This window comes from Afipia sp. P52-10 (genome assembly GCF_000516555.1).
GTDB lineage: Bacteria > Pseudomonadota > Alphaproteobacteria > Rhizobiales > Xanthobacteraceae > P52-10.
On the sequence record NZ_AZSJ01000003.1, the window covers coordinates 162,928 to 179,375 of the forward strand.

The 16,448-nt window shown below is 65.1% G+C and carries 15 protein-coding genes and 1 tRNA gene; 9 read left to right on the top strand and 7 right to left on the bottom strand.

The window, feature by feature from the left end; translation table 11 throughout:
- Positions 1-12 precede the first annotated feature (12 nt).
- The 4 genes from exbD to X566_RS02245 all read left to right on the top strand — a co-directional run bounded on the left by exbD (position 13) and on the right by X566_RS02245 (position 4,588).
- On the top strand, positions 13-441 hold the full coding sequence (exbD, locus tag X566_RS02230; RefSeq protein ID WP_034463110.1) for a TonB system transport protein ExbD: 429 nt from the start codon (positions 13-15) through the stop codon (positions 439-441).
- Positions 438-1,235, top strand: a complete 798-nt coding sequence (locus X566_RS02235) for an energy transducer TonB (RefSeq protein ID WP_034463111.1) — start codon at positions 438-440, stop codon at positions 1,233-1,235. The genes exbD and X566_RS02235 overlap by 4 nt, the downstream gene beginning before the upstream one ends.
- Positions 1,232-3,658 (top strand): DEAD/DEAH box helicase, encoded by a 2,427-nt coding sequence (locus tag X566_RS02240; protein ID WP_051443814.1) that lies wholly within the window; start codon positions 1,232-1,234, stop codon positions 3,656-3,658. Before X566_RS02235 ends, X566_RS02240 begins: the two co-directional genes overlap by 4 nt.
- Before the next feature lie 123 nt (positions 3,659-3,781).
- Positions 3,782-4,588: an FTR1 family protein gene (locus tag X566_RS02245; protein WP_034463112.1), complete on the top strand. Its 807-nt coding sequence runs from the start codon at positions 3,782-3,784 to the stop codon at positions 4,586-4,588.
- 231 nt (positions 4,589-4,819) lie between these two features.
- On the opposite strand, the gene X566_RS02250 is transcribed toward X566_RS02245, so the two are convergent.
- Positions 4,820-5,977 (bottom strand): winged helix-turn-helix domain-containing protein, encoded by a 1,158-nt coding sequence (locus X566_RS02250; RefSeq protein WP_034463114.1) that lies wholly within the window; start codon positions 5,975-5,977, stop codon positions 4,820-4,822.
- A 98-nt stretch (positions 5,978-6,075) separates the two neighbouring features.
- Entirely contained in the window at positions 6,076-7,308 is a 1,233-nt protein-coding gene (locus X566_RS02255) for an acyl-CoA dehydrogenase family protein (protein ID WP_034463115.1), read from the bottom strand.
- Positions 7,309-7,658: 350 nt separating this feature from the next.
- Between X566_RS02255 and X566_RS02260 the strand changes: the two genes are divergently transcribed.
- The gene (locus X566_RS02260) at positions 7,659-8,120 is read left to right on the top strand and encodes a DUF2267 domain-containing protein (protein ID WP_034467623.1); all 462 of its coding nucleotides are present in this window, start codon (positions 7,659-7,661) and stop codon (positions 8,118-8,120) included.
- 27 nt (positions 8,121-8,147) lie between these two features.
- On the top strand, positions 8,148-8,351 hold the full coding sequence (locus X566_RS02265; protein WP_034463116.1) for a hypothetical protein: 204 nt from the start codon (positions 8,148-8,150) through the stop codon (positions 8,349-8,351).
- A gap of 53 nt (positions 8,352-8,404) precedes the next feature.
- Here X566_RS02265 and X566_RS02270 read toward each other — a convergent pair whose 3' ends face one another.
- From X566_RS02270 to X566_RS02285, 4 genes are all read right to left on the bottom strand, one after another.
- The gene (locus tag X566_RS02270; RefSeq protein WP_034463117.1) at positions 8,405-9,154 is read right to left on the bottom strand and encodes an SDR family NAD(P)-dependent oxidoreductase; all 750 of its coding nucleotides are present in this window, start codon (positions 9,152-9,154) and stop codon (positions 8,405-8,407) included.
- Between the two features lie 73 nt (positions 9,155-9,227).
- Positions 9,228-10,853 carry an ABC-F family ATP-binding cassette domain-containing protein gene (locus X566_RS02275; RefSeq protein WP_034463118.1) on the bottom strand — a complete coding sequence of 542 codons (1,626 nt, stop codon included), beginning with the start codon at positions 10,851-10,853 and terminating at the stop codon, positions 9,228-9,230.
- A gap of 125 nt (positions 10,854-10,978) precedes the next feature.
- Positions 10,979-11,608, bottom strand: coding sequence for a TetR/AcrR family transcriptional regulator (locus tag X566_RS02280; protein WP_160170429.1), 630 nt, complete (start codon positions 11,606-11,608; stop codon positions 10,979-10,981).
- Between the two features lie 73 nt (positions 11,609-11,681).
- On the bottom strand, positions 11,682-13,196 hold the full coding sequence (locus X566_RS02285; RefSeq protein WP_051443816.1) for an NAD(P)/FAD-dependent oxidoreductase: 1,515 nt from the start codon (positions 13,194-13,196) through the stop codon (positions 11,682-11,684).
- 195 nt (positions 13,197-13,391) lie between these two features.
- On the opposite strand from X566_RS02285, the gene X566_RS02290 reads away from it, so the two are divergent.
- Positions 13,392-13,607, top strand: coding sequence for a hypothetical protein (locus X566_RS02290; RefSeq protein ID WP_034463124.1), 216 nt, complete (start codon positions 13,392-13,394; stop codon positions 13,605-13,607).
- Positions 13,608-13,840: 233 nt separating this feature from the next.
- On the opposite strand, the gene X566_RS02295 is transcribed toward X566_RS02290, so the two are convergent.
- Positions 13,841-13,917 (bottom strand) — tRNA-Pro (locus X566_RS02295).
- Between the two features lie 87 nt (positions 13,918-14,004).
- On the opposite strand from X566_RS02295, the gene X566_RS02300 reads away from it, so the two are divergent.
- Both X566_RS02300 and X566_RS02305 read left to right on the top strand, forming a co-directional pair.
- Positions 14,005-14,982 carry an L-threonylcarbamoyladenylate synthase gene (locus X566_RS02300; RefSeq protein WP_034463125.1) on the top strand — a complete coding sequence of 326 codons (978 nt, stop codon included), beginning with the start codon at positions 14,005-14,007 and terminating at the stop codon, positions 14,980-14,982.
- 34 nt (positions 14,983-15,016) lie between these two features.
- On the top strand, positions 15,017-16,444 hold the full coding sequence (locus tag X566_RS02305; protein WP_034463127.1) for an FAD-binding oxidoreductase: 1,428 nt from the start codon (positions 15,017-15,019) through the stop codon (positions 16,442-16,444).
- Positions 16,445-16,448: the final 4 nt, after the last annotated feature.

Genomic DNA, 16,448 nt, shown 5'->3' on the forward strand with positions numbered 1-16,448 from the left:
GAAGGGCGCGTCGTGGGCGTTCAACTTCAGCAATCAACCGGCGACGACCTGCAACAGGTCCACGAGATCAACGTCACGCCGTTCATCGACGTGATCCTCGTGCTGCTGATCATCTTCATGATCGCCGCGCCGCTCGCCACCGTCGACGTTCCGGTCGACCTGCCGGCCTCGACGGTGAAGCGCCAGCCACGCCCCGACAAACCGGTGTTCGTCACGCTGAAGGCCGATCATTCACTCGCCGTCGGCGAGACGCCGGTCTCGCGCACCACTCTCGCCGCCTCGCTGCATCGGGCCGTGACCGGCGATCACAACAAGCGCATCTTCGTGCGCGCCGACAAGACCATCCCCTATGGCGATGTCATGGCGCTGATGAACGAATTGCGCAGCGCCGGCTTCCTCAAGATCGCGCTGGTGGGCCTGGAAAGCGGAGCGGCGCAATGAGCGTGCCGTTCTCCTATGGCCATTTCACCAAGCAGGAGCTGCTGCGCTGGAGCGTCTGCTTCGCGACCATGCTGGCATTGCATGGCGGCATCGCCGCTGCGCTGCTGACGACCCAGACCGAAGGCGACGTGCTCGATACAGTCAGCGCGGTCGAAGTGGATTTCACCACCGAATCGTTCAAGGACGCGCAAGCGCGCGACATCGCTCCGGGCGAGGAGCAGATGCAGACAGACGTCGCGCCGCCGCCGATGGAAAAGGCCGAGTTGAAGAGCGAGGCCGAGACGGAGCCGGTCAAGGACGAGCAGCCGAAGCAGGATGAGCCTGTGCCGACGCCGCCTTTGCCTGCCGTCGAGAACCCGGACGTCGCCCTCGCGACCGCCGCACCGACGGAAAAGAAGACCGAGGACGACAAGAAGGACGAGGCCGAGAAGACGCCGAATGCGGCGCCGCCGCTCGTCTCCGCATCGACCACCACCGCGCCGACCGCCGCCGCGGTGCGAACCGGTTCGGTGCTGAGCTGGAAGCGCAAGCTGGCGATGCACCTGCAGCGCAACAAGCGTTATCCCGCCGCGGCTCAAGCCCGACGCGAGCATGGCATCGCCAAGGTCTCGTTCGTGGTCGATCGCACCGGGCACGTCATTTCCTCCAACGTCGTGAAGAGCAGCGGATCGGCGGCGCTCGATCGCGAGACGCTGGACCTGTTGCAACGGGCGCAGCCGCTACCGACGCCGCCGGCCGACGTTCCCGGCACACAATTCGCGTTCTCGGTGCCGGTCCGTTTCGATCTGAAATGATCCTGTCGCTGGCGAAGCGCGCGTTCAGCGCAGGTCGCACCCGCCGGCTCGCCCGCTACACCCGTACCGCCGAAGCGATCATCCGCCTCGCCCCGCGCTACCGCGCGCTGTCGGAGGCGGCGCTCGCAGACGAAGCGCAGCAACTGCGCGCACGCGTGCGGTCCGGAACTTTGCTGTCCGATCTGACGATGCCGGCGTTTGCGATGGCGCGGGAGGCCGCGCGGCGCGCCCTCGGCGAAGATCCTGTCGCAGCGCAGCTCGTTTGCGGATTGGCGCTGCACGACGGCCTGCTGGTCGAGATGAAGACCGGCGAAGGCAAGACGCTGGCGGCAACGCTCGCCGCCTTCCTCAACGCGCTCGGCGGGCACGGCGTCCATATCGCCGTTCCCAATGATCACCTCGCCGAACGCGACGCGGCCTGGATGCGGCCGGTCTACGCCGCCCTCGGTGTCAGCGTCGGTACAATCACCAGCGCTCTCGACGATGAGGCGCGCCGCACCGCGTACCGCGCCGACATCACTTACGGAACCGCCAGCGAGTTCGGTTTCGACTATCTGCGCGACAATATGAAATTCGATGCGGCCGACACCGTTCAGCGCGGCCTCGCCTTCGCGCTCGTGGACGAAGCCGACGCCGTGATGATCGACGAAGCCCGCGTACCGCTGTCGTTGTTCGGCCCGCTCGGCGACCATTCGACGCTCTACACCAGCGTCGACCGGATCGTCGCAACGCTCGGTTCTCGGGATTATGACTGCGAGCCGGACAAGCGGCGCGTCTCGCTCTCGACGACCGGTGCCGAGACCGTGGAGGCCGCCCTGCGGCGGGCGGGCCTCTTGAAGCCGCATGCGGGCTTGTTCGATGTCGGATCGGTGGCGGTGCTGCACCACGTCACCCAGGCGCTGCGCGCGCGCGTCCTGCTCAAGCGCGACCGCGACTATGTCGTGCATGACGGCGCGATCATCATCGTCGATGGCTTGACCGGACGCCTGATGCCGGGGCGCCGCTATGACGATGGGCTGCATCAGGCACTCGAAGCCAAGGAAAATCAGCCGATCGGCGAGGAAAGCCGCATCCTGGCGTCGATCACCTTCCAGACGTTCCTGCGCGCGTACGACAAACTCGCGGGCATGACCGGCACCGCCATCCAGGATGCCCGTGAATACCGCACGATCTACGACCTCGACACCTTGGCGGTTCCCCCGCACCGGCCGGTGATCCGCATCGATGAAACCGAACACCACGCCAGCCAAGTCGCCAAGATCGATGCAATTCTGGGTTTGATTGAGGAAGCCAAACAACGCCAGCAGCCGGTGCTGATCGGCACGCCGTCGATCGAGCGGTCGGAGGCTTTCGCCGCTGTGTTGACGAGGCATGGCTGGCGCCAGCACGACTTCGATACGCCGCTCCCGCGCGATCCGGATGGCGCGGTCGCGGGCAGGACCTTCACGGTCCTCAACGCGCGCTATCATGCGCGCGAGGCCGAGATCATCGCCCTCGCCGGTCTGCCCGGCGCCGTTACCATCGCCACCGCGATGGCCGGGCGCGGCACCGATATCCGGCTCGGCGCCGGCGACCCGACGCTGCAGCAACGCGCTCTCGCGGCGGGCGGACTGCTGGTGCTCGGCACCGAGCCCCACGATCATGCCCGTCTCGACGCACAACTGCGCGGCCGCGCCGGACGACAAGGCGATCCGGGCCGCTCGATCATCCACGCCGCTCCCGACGACGCCGTGCTGCAAACAACCAACGAGCGACCAAACACCAGAACCCCGCCGCTCGCCGAGCGCATCGCCACGGCACAGGCGCGGCATGCTGCGGCCAGTCTCGAGCAGCGCCTATCGCTTGCGCGCTTCGATCAGGTGATCGATTTGCAACGGCGCGTGATCTACGATCGAAGACTATCGGTTCGGGACGATGGCGACCCGCTCGCGCTGGTCGACCGGCTCCGCGAGGACACCATCGATGACCTGATGGCGACGTTTGCCCGGCCCGGCAGCACCTGCGACGCGGCCGGCCTCGATGCCTCGATCCGCGCGATCCTCACCTTGGCGATCCCTGTTCCCGCCGATCCGGACCGCGCGGCGCTGCGGGCGGAGATCAGCGCGACCGCGAGGCAGTGGATGGACGGCAAGGTGGCTGCAATCGGCCGGCAAGCAATCGGCGAAGTGCTGCGGCGGATCATGCTGGCGCTGATCGATCAGCTCTGGGCCGAGCAATCGGAACGGCTCGACCATCTCAAGCGCGCGATCGGCGATCGGCGGCTGCCGGCGCACAAGGTGCTGAGCGAGTTCCGCATCGAGGCGTTCGCCGCCTTCGAGCTGATGCTGCGCGATTATCGCCACGAGGTTACGGCGCACGCCATGCGCCTTGGATTCTCAGATGCGCAACGCCCGGCCCCTGCGCATGCAGCCGCCGGAGCATAGGCTCGGAAGCATAGACAGATTCTAAGTTCAATCCCGCATTCCTGATCGCCGGCAGGTATTCTCCATCGCATCTCCGGTATATCAAGACGCCTCCTGATCCCTCGTAGTCATTGAAGAAGCGCTATGTCCAGTGTTCTCGTCCAGGCCGCCGTCATCCTGTTGCGTGAAGGCTTAGAGGCCATGCTCGTGATCGCCGCTCTGGCGGGTTATCTGCGCAAAGTCGATTCAGCGCACCGCGTCAAGGCGCTCTATCTCGGCGCCCTCGCCGCCGTCGCTGCCAGCATCGTGACCGCCTGGGCGTTCGCCGTCTTCAATTCCGGCAATCACAACGATCTGCTCGAAGCCTTCGTCATCATCGCCGCGTCCGTCATCATGCTGTATGTCGCCGGCTGGCTGATGATCAAACAAGACCCGCAGGCCTGGAAGGATTTCGTCTCCACCAAGGCGGACCAGGCGTTGGCGCAGGACACCGCCTGGGCGGTCGGCGTGCTCGCCTTCCTCTCCGTGTTCCGTGAGGGCGCGGAAACGGTGCTGTTCATCACCGCGCTGGCAGGCGCCGAGGGCGGATGGAGCGTCGGCCTGTTCGCCGGCCTCGCCATCGCTGTCGTCCTGCTTGCCGCGCTGTTCTATGTCATCAACGGGATCGCCCGCCGCATTCCGCTGCGCCCGCTGTTCATCATCACCTCGCTGTTCCTGTTCGTGATGGGTGTGAAGTTCATCGGCGACGCGATTCAGGAATTCCAGGAGCAGAACATCATCACCTTCACGCCGGTCGAGCATGCCTCCTGGCTCGAAGCCCTCGGCCTCAACCCGACCGTCGAGGCGCTCGGCATTCAGCTCCTGGTGGTCCTGGTGACGCTGGGCGCGTTCTCGCTGGTCCGCCGCGAAATGGCGCTGGCGAAGAAACCGGCGGGCCTCGCGGCGACCTGAGCACCCCAGCAGCTGACGACCAGCGCAGATCAGCGTCCGGTTCTCGGAAGAATCGGACGCTTTGATTTGGGTCGATGCGACCTAAAGCATGATCCGGAAAAGTGCGAAGCGGTTTTCCGAAAAGATCATGGTTGGATAATGAGCTGAAGCGCGGGGATGATTTATCCAAATCTCATCGCGCTTTAGCGCTCGGACCCCGCCGCCCTGTTGCCGGGGCGCCGGCCGGAACGCTCAGTCAGGCAGCTGAAACCGCTCGAACCGATGCAGCTCGTCCTCGATCTGCCGCCGCAACACCTTGCGCTCGCCCTTGCCGACCCAGTTCCACTTCTGCAGCAGAAGCTTGCCCTTCACACGGTCCGCCTTGAGATCGAGCGCCGCGACGATGGTGTCGCCGACCAGCACCGGCAGGGCGAAGTAGCCGAACTGGCGCTTCTCCTTCGGCAGATAAGCCTCGAAGCGATGGTCGTAATCGAACACGAGCTTCGTTCGCTTGCGCTGGATGATCAGTGGATCGAACGGCGACAGGATGTGCACCAACTCGGGCAGCGGAGCATCCATGACCTCGACGAGCTCCGCGCTGGCCCAGTGCTCTTGCTTCTCCGCGCCTTCCAGCGCGACCGCAACCAGCTCCTTGCGGCGGAGCCTCGCTTCGATCGATCGCCGGACCGCAGGCTTGCTCTTGGCATCGAGGTGGCAGATCGAATCCAGGCTGACGACCCCTTGCGCGCGCAAGGCGCGGTCGAGCATGTAATCTGCGGTCTCCTTCGCCGAGGCCGCTCTCGGCAGCTTCGTCCAGCCGAAATGACGCGGCAGCAGTTCGTAGGTCTTGAGCATGCCCTCGCGCGCGCTGATGGTCAGCACACCGCTGTAAAACGCGAGTTGCAAGGCACGTTTCGAAGGCTTGCGGCTGGCCCAGGGATGATCCTTCTCCACCAGCACGTCGTCGTCGATATCGCGAATCGTCAGCGCGCCATCCTTGCGGATACGCGACAGAACCTTGCGCAGGTCCGTGGGCGTCACCGTCTTGAAACGCGTGCCCGCTTCACGCTTGCGCCGCTTCATCGCCGCGACGAAGAAACGCAAGTCCTGCGTCGGCACGTAAGACAGAGCATGCGTCCAGTACTCGAACACGCTCTTGTCGACGCTCTGCGCCCGATGCAGGTGCTCGCGCCGATAGGACGGGATGCGGCTCCAGAGAATGTGGTGATGACACCGCTCGATGACATTGATGGTGTCGATCTGAACATAGCCGAGATGGGCGACGGCGGCCGCAACCGCCTCCGGCCCCTCACCGAACGGCGCGCGGCTGGTCAGCCGCTGCGCGTGCAGCCAGATGTGCCTGGCTTGGGTCTGGGTCAAGGGAAGCGGGGATGCGGCGATGCGGGACATGGCCGCAGTGTAGCGAGATTCTTCCGCCTCGCCACACGTTGCGGCTCTCACCCGGAGGTAAGAGCCGTCGCCGCTGCCGTGCTGCTGCCAACGCGCGATCAGAGGGCGGTGTCGCCATCGAGCAGGCGCCGCGCGATGGTGCGGCGCTGGATTTCCGAGGTACCGTCGGGGATGCGCATGGTGCGCGCGAAGCGGTAGCCCTCCTCCAACCGCAGCTCGTTGGTGAGGCCCATGCCGCCATGGATCTGGATGCAGCGATCCATGACGCGGCAGAGCATTTCCGTCGCCGACGCCTTGACGATCGAAACCTCCTTCGTCGCCGGCTGCTTCTCATCCACGAGCCAGGCGCAGTGCCGGATCATCGACTTGCACGCGTAGATATCCATCGCGCATTCGGCCAGCATGATCTGCACGGCCTGATGCTCGGCGATCGGCTTGCCGAAGGTCTTGCGGGTTTTCGAATAGGCCAGCGCCTGATCGAGCGCCCAGCGCGCCAGGCCCGTGCAGGACGCCGCCATGCTGAGGCGGCCGGCATTGACGCCGTCGAGCGCCACCGACAAGCCGCGATCCACTGGACCCAAGCGATGGCTGTCCGGCACCCGCACCTTGTCGAGGGTGACGATGCCGATCTCCGCGCCGAGATGGCCCATGGTCGGGATCACGCTCGGCACCGAAAAGCCGGGCGTCGTGGTCGGCAGGAAGAAACCGGTGATGCCGCCGCGCCCCTCCTTCGCCTTGCTCTCCTCCGTCACGGCGAACACCATCGCATAGTCAGCGTAGGGCGCGTTGGTGATCCACTGCTTGGTGCCGGTGATCACCCAGTCGTCGCCGTCGCGCACCGCGCGCGTCTTCATCCCGAACACGTCGGAGCCCGCATCGGGCTCGCTGAGGCCAAAGCATAGCGTCTTGTCGCCGCTGGCGATGCCGTCCTGGTACCGCTTCAGCACCTTCGGATCGAGATGCCGCAGCACCGGCGACAGGCCGTTGGTGAACGGCGACGGCAGCACCACCGTATGCACCAGATGCCGGGTCGGACCGATATGCGCGTTCAGCCGGTCCTGGATGTAGACCGCAGCCTGCGCCGGCAGCCCGCCGCCGCCGAGCTGCTCGGCGCTGAGCGCAGTGTAGAAGCCGTTTTCCGCCGACATCATCCGCACCTTGCGGCGCAGCGCCAGCACCTCCGGCACATAACGGCCGTCCTCGCCGAACACTGTGCGGTCGCTGGCGAGCAGCGCGCGGTGCTTCTGCTCGAGCGGCACAACCTCGCGATCGATAAAGCGGATCAGGGCATCGCCGAAGGCGACCCACTCCTCGGGAATTGTAAAGTCCATGGAAACCTTCGCTGAAAACGTTGACGCGGACACGCGCAATGAGGTGACGGCCGCCGCTCACATCGTGCGGATGTGGCTGCGACCAACCGTCGCTTAGCATTCCGTCCGTTCCGAATGGAGGCGCGGATTTGCATTGCCGGTTTCCGCGATCGTGGCATGCCCTCCACCGACGTTCGACGCATGCTGGCCCGTTGATCACGGCGTCAGACCAATCACCGGTCGCATGTACGCTGCATTGCGAAATCGCACCATATCGGAACATCGACATGCTCTGGAACGACCGCATGCGCGCGGCGTTCGAACCGGACACGAGGAAGTGCGAGACCTTAATACGAGACTTGGAGAGCAGCATGAGCGCGTCTGGCCTGGATGTCTTCGACAAGACGCTTCAAACCACGCATATCTGGCTCAAGGAAATCGAGACGAAGGTCGGCCCGGACCGGCAGGTCGCGTGGAAGGTACTGTCCGTCGTCCTGCACAAGCTGCGTGACCGCCTTCCCGTCGATCTCGCGGCTCACCTTGGCGCCGAGCTGCCGCTGCTGATCCGCGGCGTCTACTACGATCAGTACGAGCCTGCGAAGCAGCCGGCGAAATGGAACAGGGACGAGTTCGTCGCCGAAGTGCAGCGCTGGCTATCGGATATCAGACCGGTCGCCGCGCCGGACGCAATCGACGCCGTGTTCGGCACGCTGAGCCACTACGTCTCTCCCGGACAGATCGAAAAGGTCAAGCGCGCATTGCCGGATGACATCCAGGCTTGCTGGACCAACGGCGCCTCGATCGGCCGGCCTCGTGGAGAAACGACACATTGAGGAACGACCAGAGAGAAAAGGACGCAGATGCAACGCGAACGCAATTTCGAGCAACAGTTCATGGATGGCGGCGGTCAGCTTGAAGATGGCCAGCCGCGCCTGTCCGAAGACGACATGCAGCGCGCCGAGCTGGGCCCGCGCGGCGAGCCCGGTAAACCCGATCCGGCACGGATGACACCGCAGCGGCGCAAGAAAACGCCAAACCATATCGACCCCGGCCATACGTCCTGATCGCGACGCTCCAGAAGAACAGTCCCTCCGCAAGAGGGGCTGTTCTGGTGCGGTCAGAGCATCTGCCCGCCGTCCACCGTCAGCGTCTGTCCGGTGATCCAGCCTGCCTGGGCGCTGCAAAGAAACACCGCGGCGTTGGCGATTTCCTCCGGCCGTCCGAGCCGGCCCCACGGGATTGAATGCAGCACGCCATTGTAGAGCTTCGGGTCGCTGGTCTTGCGCTGCTCCCACATGCCGCCGGGAAACTCGATCGAGCCCGGCGCGATCGCGTTCACGCGAATCTTCTTCGGCGCGAGCATCGCCGCCTGCGACATGGTGTAGTTGATCACTGCGGCTTTCACCGCCGCATAAGGCGCGGAGCGGGCGCTGGCGCCGAGACCGGAGATCGACGAGATGTTGAGGATCGCACCGCCGCCACTACGGTCCAGGTGCGGAATGGCGGCATGCGAGGCGCGCACCGTCGCCATCACGTCGATCTCCATGCTGCGCGCCCAGCCTGCCTCGTCGTCGGTCGAACCGAAGCCGGAGGCGTTGTTGACGAGAACATCGATGCCGCCCAACGCTTTCGCGGCCGAATCGATATAGGCAGCAATGGCCTCCTTGTTCGCGAGATCGCATTCGCCGGCATGGACCGGTACGCCGAACGCCTCGATCTCCTTGGCGGTCGCATTGAGCGCGCCGCGACCACGCGCGCAGATCGAANCCGCGGCGCCCGCCTCGGCAAAGCCGAGCGCAATCGACCGACCGATGCCCCTGCTGCCGCCGCAAACGACCACCCGCTTGCCCTTGAACGTGATCTGCATGCCTTGTGCCTCCCTGTTGCGCGGGGAGCGTAGCGATGCGCGATGCGCCTCGCAATGGCCTGCGCGGAATGGCCTACAGCGGACGCAGTCCCGGCGCCTCCTGACCCGTGCGCGCGACATATTCGGTGTAGCCGCCGCCATACTGCTGCACGCCATCCGGCGTCAGCTCCAGCACGCGGTTCGACAGGGCTGCGAGAAAGTGCCGGTCGTGCGAGACGAACAACATGGTGCCCTCGAACTCCGCCAAGGCGGCGATCAGCATTTCCTTCGTCGCCATGTCGAGATGGTTGGTCGGCTCGTCCAGCACCAGGAAGTTCGGCGGATCGTACAGCATCTTCGCCATGACGAGCCGCGCCTTCTCGCCGCCCGACAGCACCCGGCACCGCTTCTCCACATCGTCGCCGGAGAAGCCGAAACATCCCGCGAGTGCCCGGAGCGAGCCTTGGCCTGCTTGCGGGAACGAGTCTTCCAGCGACTGAAAGACGGTGCGTTCGCCGTCCAGCAGATCCATCGCGTGCTGGGCGAAGTATCCCATTTTGACGCTGCCGCCCACTGCCACCGTGCCGGCATCCGGTTCGGCCGCACCGGCAACGAGCTTCAACAGCGTGGACTTCCCCGCGCCGTTGACGCCCATCACGCACCAGCGCTCCTTACGGCGGACATGGAAATCCAGTCCCTGATAGATGCTGCGGGTGCCATAGCTCTTGTGCACGTTCTTCAGGCTGACGACGTCCTCGCCGGAGCGCGGCGCCGGCATGAATTCGAACACCACGGTCTGACGCTGCCGCGGCGGCTCGACCCGTTCGATCTTCTCCAGTTTCTTGACGCGGCTCTGCACCTGGGCCGCATGCGAGGCGCGCGCCTTGAAGCGCTCGATGAACTTGATCTCCTTGGCGAGCATCGCCTGCTGCCGCTCGAACTGCGCCTGCTGCTGCTTGTCGCTCAACGCGCGCTGCTGTTCGTAGAAAGCGTAGTTGCCGGAATAACTCGTCAGCGAGCCGGCATCGATCTCGACGATCTTGTCGACGATGCGATTCATGAACTCGCGGTCGTGCGAGGTCATGAACAGCACGCCCTCATAGTTCTTCAGGAACTGCTCCAGCCAGATCAGGCTTTCCAGGTCGAGATGGTTGCTCGGCTCGTCGAGCAGCATCGCATCCGGACGCATCAGCAGGATGCGGGCAAGCGCCACGCGCATCTTCCAGCCGCCGGACAGCTTGCCGACATCGCCCTCCATCATCTCCTGACTGAACCCGAGCCCGGCCAGCACCTCGCGCGCCCGCGCGTCGAGCGCGTAGCCGTCGAGCTCCTCGAAGCGGGCCTGCACCTCGCCGTAGCGCTCGATGATCGTTTCCATCTCGTCCGCGCGCGCAGGGTCGCCCATCGCGGTTTCGAGCTCCCGCAGCTCGGCAGCAACCGCGCTGACCGGCCCCGCACCGTCCATCACCTCGGCGATGGCGCTGCGGCCGGACATCTCGCCCACGTCCTGGCTGAAGTAACCGATGGTCACGCCGCGATCGACCGAGACCTGCCCTTCGTCGGGCTGCTCCTGGCCCGTGATCATCCGGAACAGCGTGGTCTTGCCTGCGCCGTTGGGACCGACGAGGCCGACCTTCTCGCCCTTTTGGAGCGCGGCGGACGCCTCGATGAAGAGAATCTGATGGCCGTTCTGCTTGCTGATGTTGTCGAGACGAATCATGGGACACGCACTTCACGAAGATTGCGGCTCCCTTAGGCGATACAAGGCGTCGGTGAAAGGGTGATTCGTCGCGCGCGCAGGCTTATGAGCGGCGGCTCGTCCGGCGTCGAGGGCCGGTTCCGCCGCTACGCGGCCCAGTTGCGTCGCAGGCCTGCGATAAAGCCGTCACGGACGGCATCGAGATCGATGCTGTCCGGCGCCACCAGCCATTGGGCCATGATGCCCCGGATCGTGCCGCTGACGGTGATCGCCTCGGCCACCGGATCGATATCGGCCCTGATCTCGCCGAGCGCCTGCGCCGCACGGATTTGCTGCGCGAAACGCTCCACCTGCTCCCGATTCAGCTTGGCGGTCACCTCGGCAATCAATGGCCAGCGCAGCGCCGCGTTCGTCACCTCGTGAAATGCCTTCAGCCGCTTCGGCCAGCTGCGGCTGTCGTCCAGATAGAACGCAATGCCCGTCAGGATCGGCTCAAGGCCCGCAGCCGTCGGCAGATTCTTTTCGACCACGCGCCGGCGGTATTGATTCACGGCATGCTCGGCGACGGCGGCGAGCAGCACGTCACGGTTGCCGAAATAGTGCGCCGGGAGCGCGCGGCTGTAACCGGCCTCCTCGCCGGCCTCGGCCAGCGTCAATTGATCGACGCCGCGCTTGGCGACGATATCGAACGCCGCCTGCACGATCCGCGTTTCCGCCTCGCGCCGCCGCTCCGCATGGGTGCGGCCCACCTCAGTTTTGCGTTGAGCGACAGCCATCGCCATCCATTTGCACCTGTTCGCCCGTAGCGAGCCTCATGCACCACATGAAAGCGGCCTCAGGCCGGCTCACCTATTCCGCAGCCTGCTGCAGCACCGGCTCGGCCCGCTGCAGGTCCGGCAGGACGACCGGCTTCGGTCCCGAGAAGTCGAGCGTGCCGTCATCGACCTTGCCGCGCAGCAGCGTCTTGCGGTCCCAGAAATAATTCTGCTCGGTGAACCATGGAAACTCGGCGCCCATCTTGGGCACACGCCCCGCCGCGCGGCGGATATAGCCGGAGATGAAGCGGTTCGGGATCCCCGGTTTTGCGAACACCGCATTGTCGGCGCGCGGCGTGACCTGCTTCGCGCCGGTCTCGTCCATATGCTTCAGCAGCCGGCAGGCGTAGTCGGCGACCAGATCGACCTTCAGCGTCCATGACGCGTTGAAGTAGCCGGTGAAGTAGATCAGGTTCGGCATGTTCGAGTACATGAAGCCTTTGAACATCAAGAGCTTACCCGGCTCGATCCGCTGCCCGTCCACCGCGTATTTGACCCCGCCCAGCGCCTGCAGCACGAGCCCCGTCGCGGTGACGATGATATCGGCGTCGAGATGCTGGCCGCTGGCGAGCTGGATGCCGGTAGCGTCGAAACGCTCGATCTTGTCGGTGACCATCTTCACCTTGCCCGAGCGGATTGCCTTGAACATATCGCTGTCGGGCACGCGGCAGATGCGCTGCTGGCCCGGCCAGTAGTCCGGCGTGAAGTGCTTCGGATCACAGTCCGGCCCGACTTCCGCCACCGCGAGGTCCACCAGCATCTTCTTCATGCCCTGCGGGTCCTTGGCGAAACGCTTCGCGCGCAGCCGGCCGGCAATGATGGTACGCCAGCGGGTCGCCTGATAGGCGAGTTGATCGGGCAGGAAGCGCTTGAGAAAGGTGTTGAACGCATCTTCCGAGGGACGGCTGACCACGTAGGTCGGCGACCGCTGCAACTGGATCACTTCCGCCGCCTTTTCCGCCAGCGCGGGCGACAGCGTCACCGCGGTCGCGCCCGAGCCGATGATGACCACACGCTTGCCAGCGTAGTCGAGGTCCTCCGGCCAGAACTGCGGATGAACGAGCGTGCCCTTGTAATCGTGATAGCCGGGCCATTCGGGCAGGTAGCCCTCATGGTGATTGTAATAACCGGCGCAGGAGAAGATGAAGGCGCAGGCGATCTGGCTGCGGCTGCCGTCGGCCTGTTCAAGCTCCAGCGTCCACGTCGAGGTCTCCGACACCCACGAGGCGCTGATCACCTTCTGCTCATAGCGGATGTGGCGATCGATGTCGTTCTCGGCTGCGGTCTCCTTGATGTAGGAGATGATCGAGGGTCCATCGCTGATCGCCTTCGGATGCTTCCAGGGTTTGAACGCGTAACCCATGGTGTGCATGTCGCTGTCGGAGCGGATGCCGGGATAGCGGAACAGGTCCCAGGTACCACCCATGCGCGGCTTGCTCTCGAGAACCACGAACGACTTGCCCGGCAGGCGCGTCTTCAGATAGCGGGCCGCGCCGATGCCCGAGAGGCCGGCACCGATGATCACCACGTCAAACCGTTCAATCGTCATGCAGCACCTCGGATCAAAACGAATGGGAACCGAACGAGCAATATGTTTGTTTGCAAACAAACAGATATTAAGGCCGGCTGTCAACCGAATGCTGTGGACCTTCGGGAGCCCTTGGCGAGCCATGGCCCCTCGCTATGATGGACGGGCTCCGCAGGACGCGGCACCGATAGACATGCATCTAAAGGGAGTTCTGTCATGAGGCCCTTCACCACGCCGATCCTCGCGCTCGCCTGTGTCCTGGCCGGATCATCCTTGGCTCACGCTGCCGGGACGCTCGAGCAACGGCGGGCCTGCCGCGCCGATGCGATGCGTTTCTGCCGCCAATTCGTCCCTAACGTGCCGAAGATCACCGCCTGCATGGAGCAGAACATCAAGAAGCTCAGTCCGGCCTGCCGCGCCCAGTTCCGGTGACGGGATCGGCCGCAGAACCAGCCGATCGGCTCTTTCCTGTGGCATGACGCTAGGTTCCCGTGCGCCATGGGCCAACACCCGAACAGGGCATAAGCCTGCCGAGGGCCTGCCGAGGCCAAGCGCTAACGCGTCAGCACAGGCACGCGCTCGGCTTTGAACCAGCCACTTATTTTCAGAGATTCAGACAACCTGGGCGGGAATTAAGGGCGGCCTGGCCTAAGCCCTTGATAACATGGTCGGAGTGGCAGGATTTGAACCTGCGACCCCCTCGTCCCGAACGAGGTGCTCTACCAGACTGAGCCACACTCCGATTTAGTGGGCGGCTTATAGCGTCCGTCTTGCCCCACTGCAAGGCATCCGGCACAACCAGTCGCAACTTCTATGGAAACCCTGTGACATGACGGTCCGGACCGAAACCCGCATGGTGATTGCTGGCGCTGATGCCACCGGCGCAGCCGCGCGCTGCCTTGCTGCTGGCGGTCTGGTCGCGTTTCCCACAGAAACCGTCTACGGGCTCGGCGCGGACGCGACCCAGGCCGAGGCGGTCGCACGAATCTACCTGGCCAAGGGCCGCCCCTCCTTCAATCCGCTGATCGCCCATGTCGCCGATCTGGATGCCGCACGGCGAATCGGCCGGTTCGACGCGACGGCGGAGGCGCTTGCCAACGCATTCTGGCCGGGCCCGCTGACGCTGGTGGTGTCCCGCGCGGCGGGATGCGACGTCGCCGACCTCGCCACCGCCGGCCTCGACACCGTCGCCATCCGCATTCCGGCGCATCCGGTGGCGCGCGCCATCCTTGCCGCCTTCGGCAAGCCCGTTGTTGCGCCATCTGCCAACGTGTCGGGTCACGTCTCGCCAACCACCGCCCCGCACGTTCAGGCGGATCTTGCGGGCAGGATCGACCTGATCGTCGATGGCGGCGCGACTCCCGTCGGCCTCGAATCCACCATCGTCGGCTGCTTCGAGCGGCCGCTGCTGCTTCGCCCCGGCGGAGTCCCGCGCGGGGACATCGAGGCCGTTCTCGATCGGCCGCTCGCCGAACTGCCGCAACACCACGGCGGCGAACAGCCGCTTGCTCCCGGTATGCTCGCGTCGCATTACGCGCCGCGCGCAGCCGTTCGCCTGAATGCGACGGCGGTCGGCCCCGGCGAAGCCCTGCTGGCGTTCGGCCCGGCGGCGATTCCGGGGATGGACAAAGCTTCGGCCGTGATCAATCTGTCTGCGCGCGGCAACCTGGTCGAGGCCGCCGCCACCCTGTTCCGTGCTTTGCGCGAGCTGGACGGCAACGGCGCCCAGACGATTGCCGTGATGCCGATCCCGGACGAAGGCCTCGGCGAGGCGATCAACGACCGGTTGCGCCGCGCGGCCATTTAAGCTCAGACCAACCGAAGACGATGTGGAAGACGCCATGAACAAGATCGAGCCGGTGCTGCCGGACCTGTCGCCTGAGCTGCTCCAGCGCTTCGCCGCCATCGTCGGCGACAAATACGCGGTCACCGATCCGAACGAGATCGCGCCCTACCTGACGGAAGAGCGCATGCTCTATCAGGGCCGCTCATCGCTGGTGCTGCGTCCGGGCACGACGGCCGAAGTCGCCGCGATCTGCAAACTCGCCAACCAGACCCGCACCGCGATCGTGCCGCAGGGCGGCAACACCGGCCTCGTCGGTGGCCAGACCCCGCACAACGGCGAAGTCGTGGTGTCGCTGCGCCGGCTCGACCGCATCCGCGATCTCGACACCCAGTCCAACACCGTCACCTGCGAGAGCGGTGTCGTGTTGCAGACGATCCAGGAGCGTGCCAGCGAGGCCGACCGCTTCTTCCCGCTCTCGCTCGGCGCGGAGGGAAGCTGCACCATCGGCGGCAATCTCTCCACCAATGCCGGCGGCAACACCGCGCTCGCCTTCGGCGTCGCCCGTGACCTCGTGATCGGTCTCGAAGTGGTGCTGGCCGACGGCCGCATCCTCAACGCGCTGTCGAAGCTGAAGAAGGACAACACCGGCTACAATCTGCACAACCTGTTCGTCGGTGCGGAGGGCACGCTCGGCATCATCACCGCCGCCGTGCTGAAGCTGTTCCCGAAGCCGCGCGCGGTGGAAACCGCGTTTGTCGGGCTGAAGTCACCGCAGGATGCGCTTGCGCTACTCGGCATCGCCCGGTCCGAGGCGAGCAACAGCGTGACGAGCTTCGAGCTGCTGCCGGACATCGCCATCGATTTCTGCGTCCGCCATGGCGAAGGCATCCGCGCGCCCTTGCAGGAGCGTCACTCCTGGTACGTCCTGATGGAGCTCACCTCGCCGGGCGCATCCTTGAGCGAGACGATGGAAACAATCCTGTCGCGCGGCATGGAGGAGGGCATCGTCGACGACGCGGCGATCGCCGCGAGCCTCGATCAGCGCCGCGCGTTCTGGACCATTCGCGACTTCATCCCACACGCGCAGAAGCCGGAAGGCGGCTCGATCAAGCACGATGTCTCGGTGCCGGTCGCCAGCGTTCCGGAATTCCTGGCGAAGGCGAGCGCGGCGGTGGTCGCGCTGATCCCCGGCTGCCGTCCCTGCCCGTTCGGACATCTCGGCGACGGCAACATCCACTTCAATGTCAGTCAGCCTGCTGGTGCGGACAAGGATGCGTTCCTCGATCGCTGGCACGACATGAACGAGGTGGTGCATGGCATCGTCCTTGCTTATGGCGGGTCGATCTCGGCCGAGCATGGCATCGGCTTCATGAAGCGCGAAGAGCTGACGCATGTGAAGGACCCGGTGGCGCTCGAACTGATGCGGACGTTGAAGGCCACGCTGGATCCGAACGGCATCCTCAATCCGGGCAAGGTGATCTGACCGG

Bases quoted from the DNA above. Each gene is read 5' to 3' on its own strand.
- X566_RS02235 (WP_034463111.1), top strand. From the start codon at position 438: ATGAGCGTGCCGTTCTCCTATGGCCATTTCACCAAGCAGGAGCTGCTG.
- X566_RS02240 (WP_051443814.1), top strand. From the start codon at position 1,232: ATGATCCTGTCGCTGGCGAAGCGCGCGTTCAGCGCAGGTCGCACCCGC.
- X566_RS02245 (WP_034463112.1), top strand. From the start codon at position 3,782: ATGTCCAGTGTTCTCGTCCAGGCCGCCGTCATCCTGTTGCGTGAAGGC.
- X566_RS02250 (WP_034463114.1), bottom strand. From the start codon at position 5,977: ATGTCCCGCATCGCCGCATCCCCGCTTCCCTTGACCCAGACCCAAGCC.
- X566_RS02255 (WP_034463115.1), bottom strand. From the start codon at position 7,308: ATGGACTTTACAATTCCCGAGGAGTGGGTCGCCTTCGGCGATGCCCTG.
- X566_RS02260 (WP_034467623.1), top strand. From the start codon at position 7,659: ATGAGCGCGTCTGGCCTGGATGTCTTCGACAAGACGCTTCAAACCACG.
- X566_RS02265 (WP_034463116.1), top strand. From the start codon at position 8,148: ATGCAACGCGAACGCAATTTCGAGCAACAGTTCATGGATGGCGGCGGT.
- X566_RS02275 (WP_034463118.1), bottom strand. From the start codon at position 10,853: ATGATTCGTCTCGACAACATCAGCAAGCAGAACGGCCATCAGATTCTC.
- X566_RS02280 (WP_160170429.1), bottom strand. From the start codon at position 11,608: ATGGCTGTCGCTCAACGCAAAACTGAGGTGGGCCGCACCCATGCGGAG.
- X566_RS02285 (WP_051443816.1), bottom strand. From the start codon at position 13,196: ATGACGATTGAACGGTTTGACGTGGTGATCATCGGTGCCGGCCTCTCG.
- X566_RS02290 (WP_034463124.1), top strand. From the start codon at position 13,392: ATGAGGCCCTTCACCACGCCGATCCTCGCGCTCGCCTGTGTCCTGGCC.
- X566_RS02300 (WP_034463125.1), top strand. From the start codon at position 14,005: ATGACGGTCCGGACCGAAACCCGCATGGTGATTGCTGGCGCTGATGCC.
- X566_RS02305 (WP_034463127.1), top strand. From the start codon at position 15,017: ATGAACAAGATCGAGCCGGTGCTGCCGGACCTGTCGCCTGAGCTGCTC.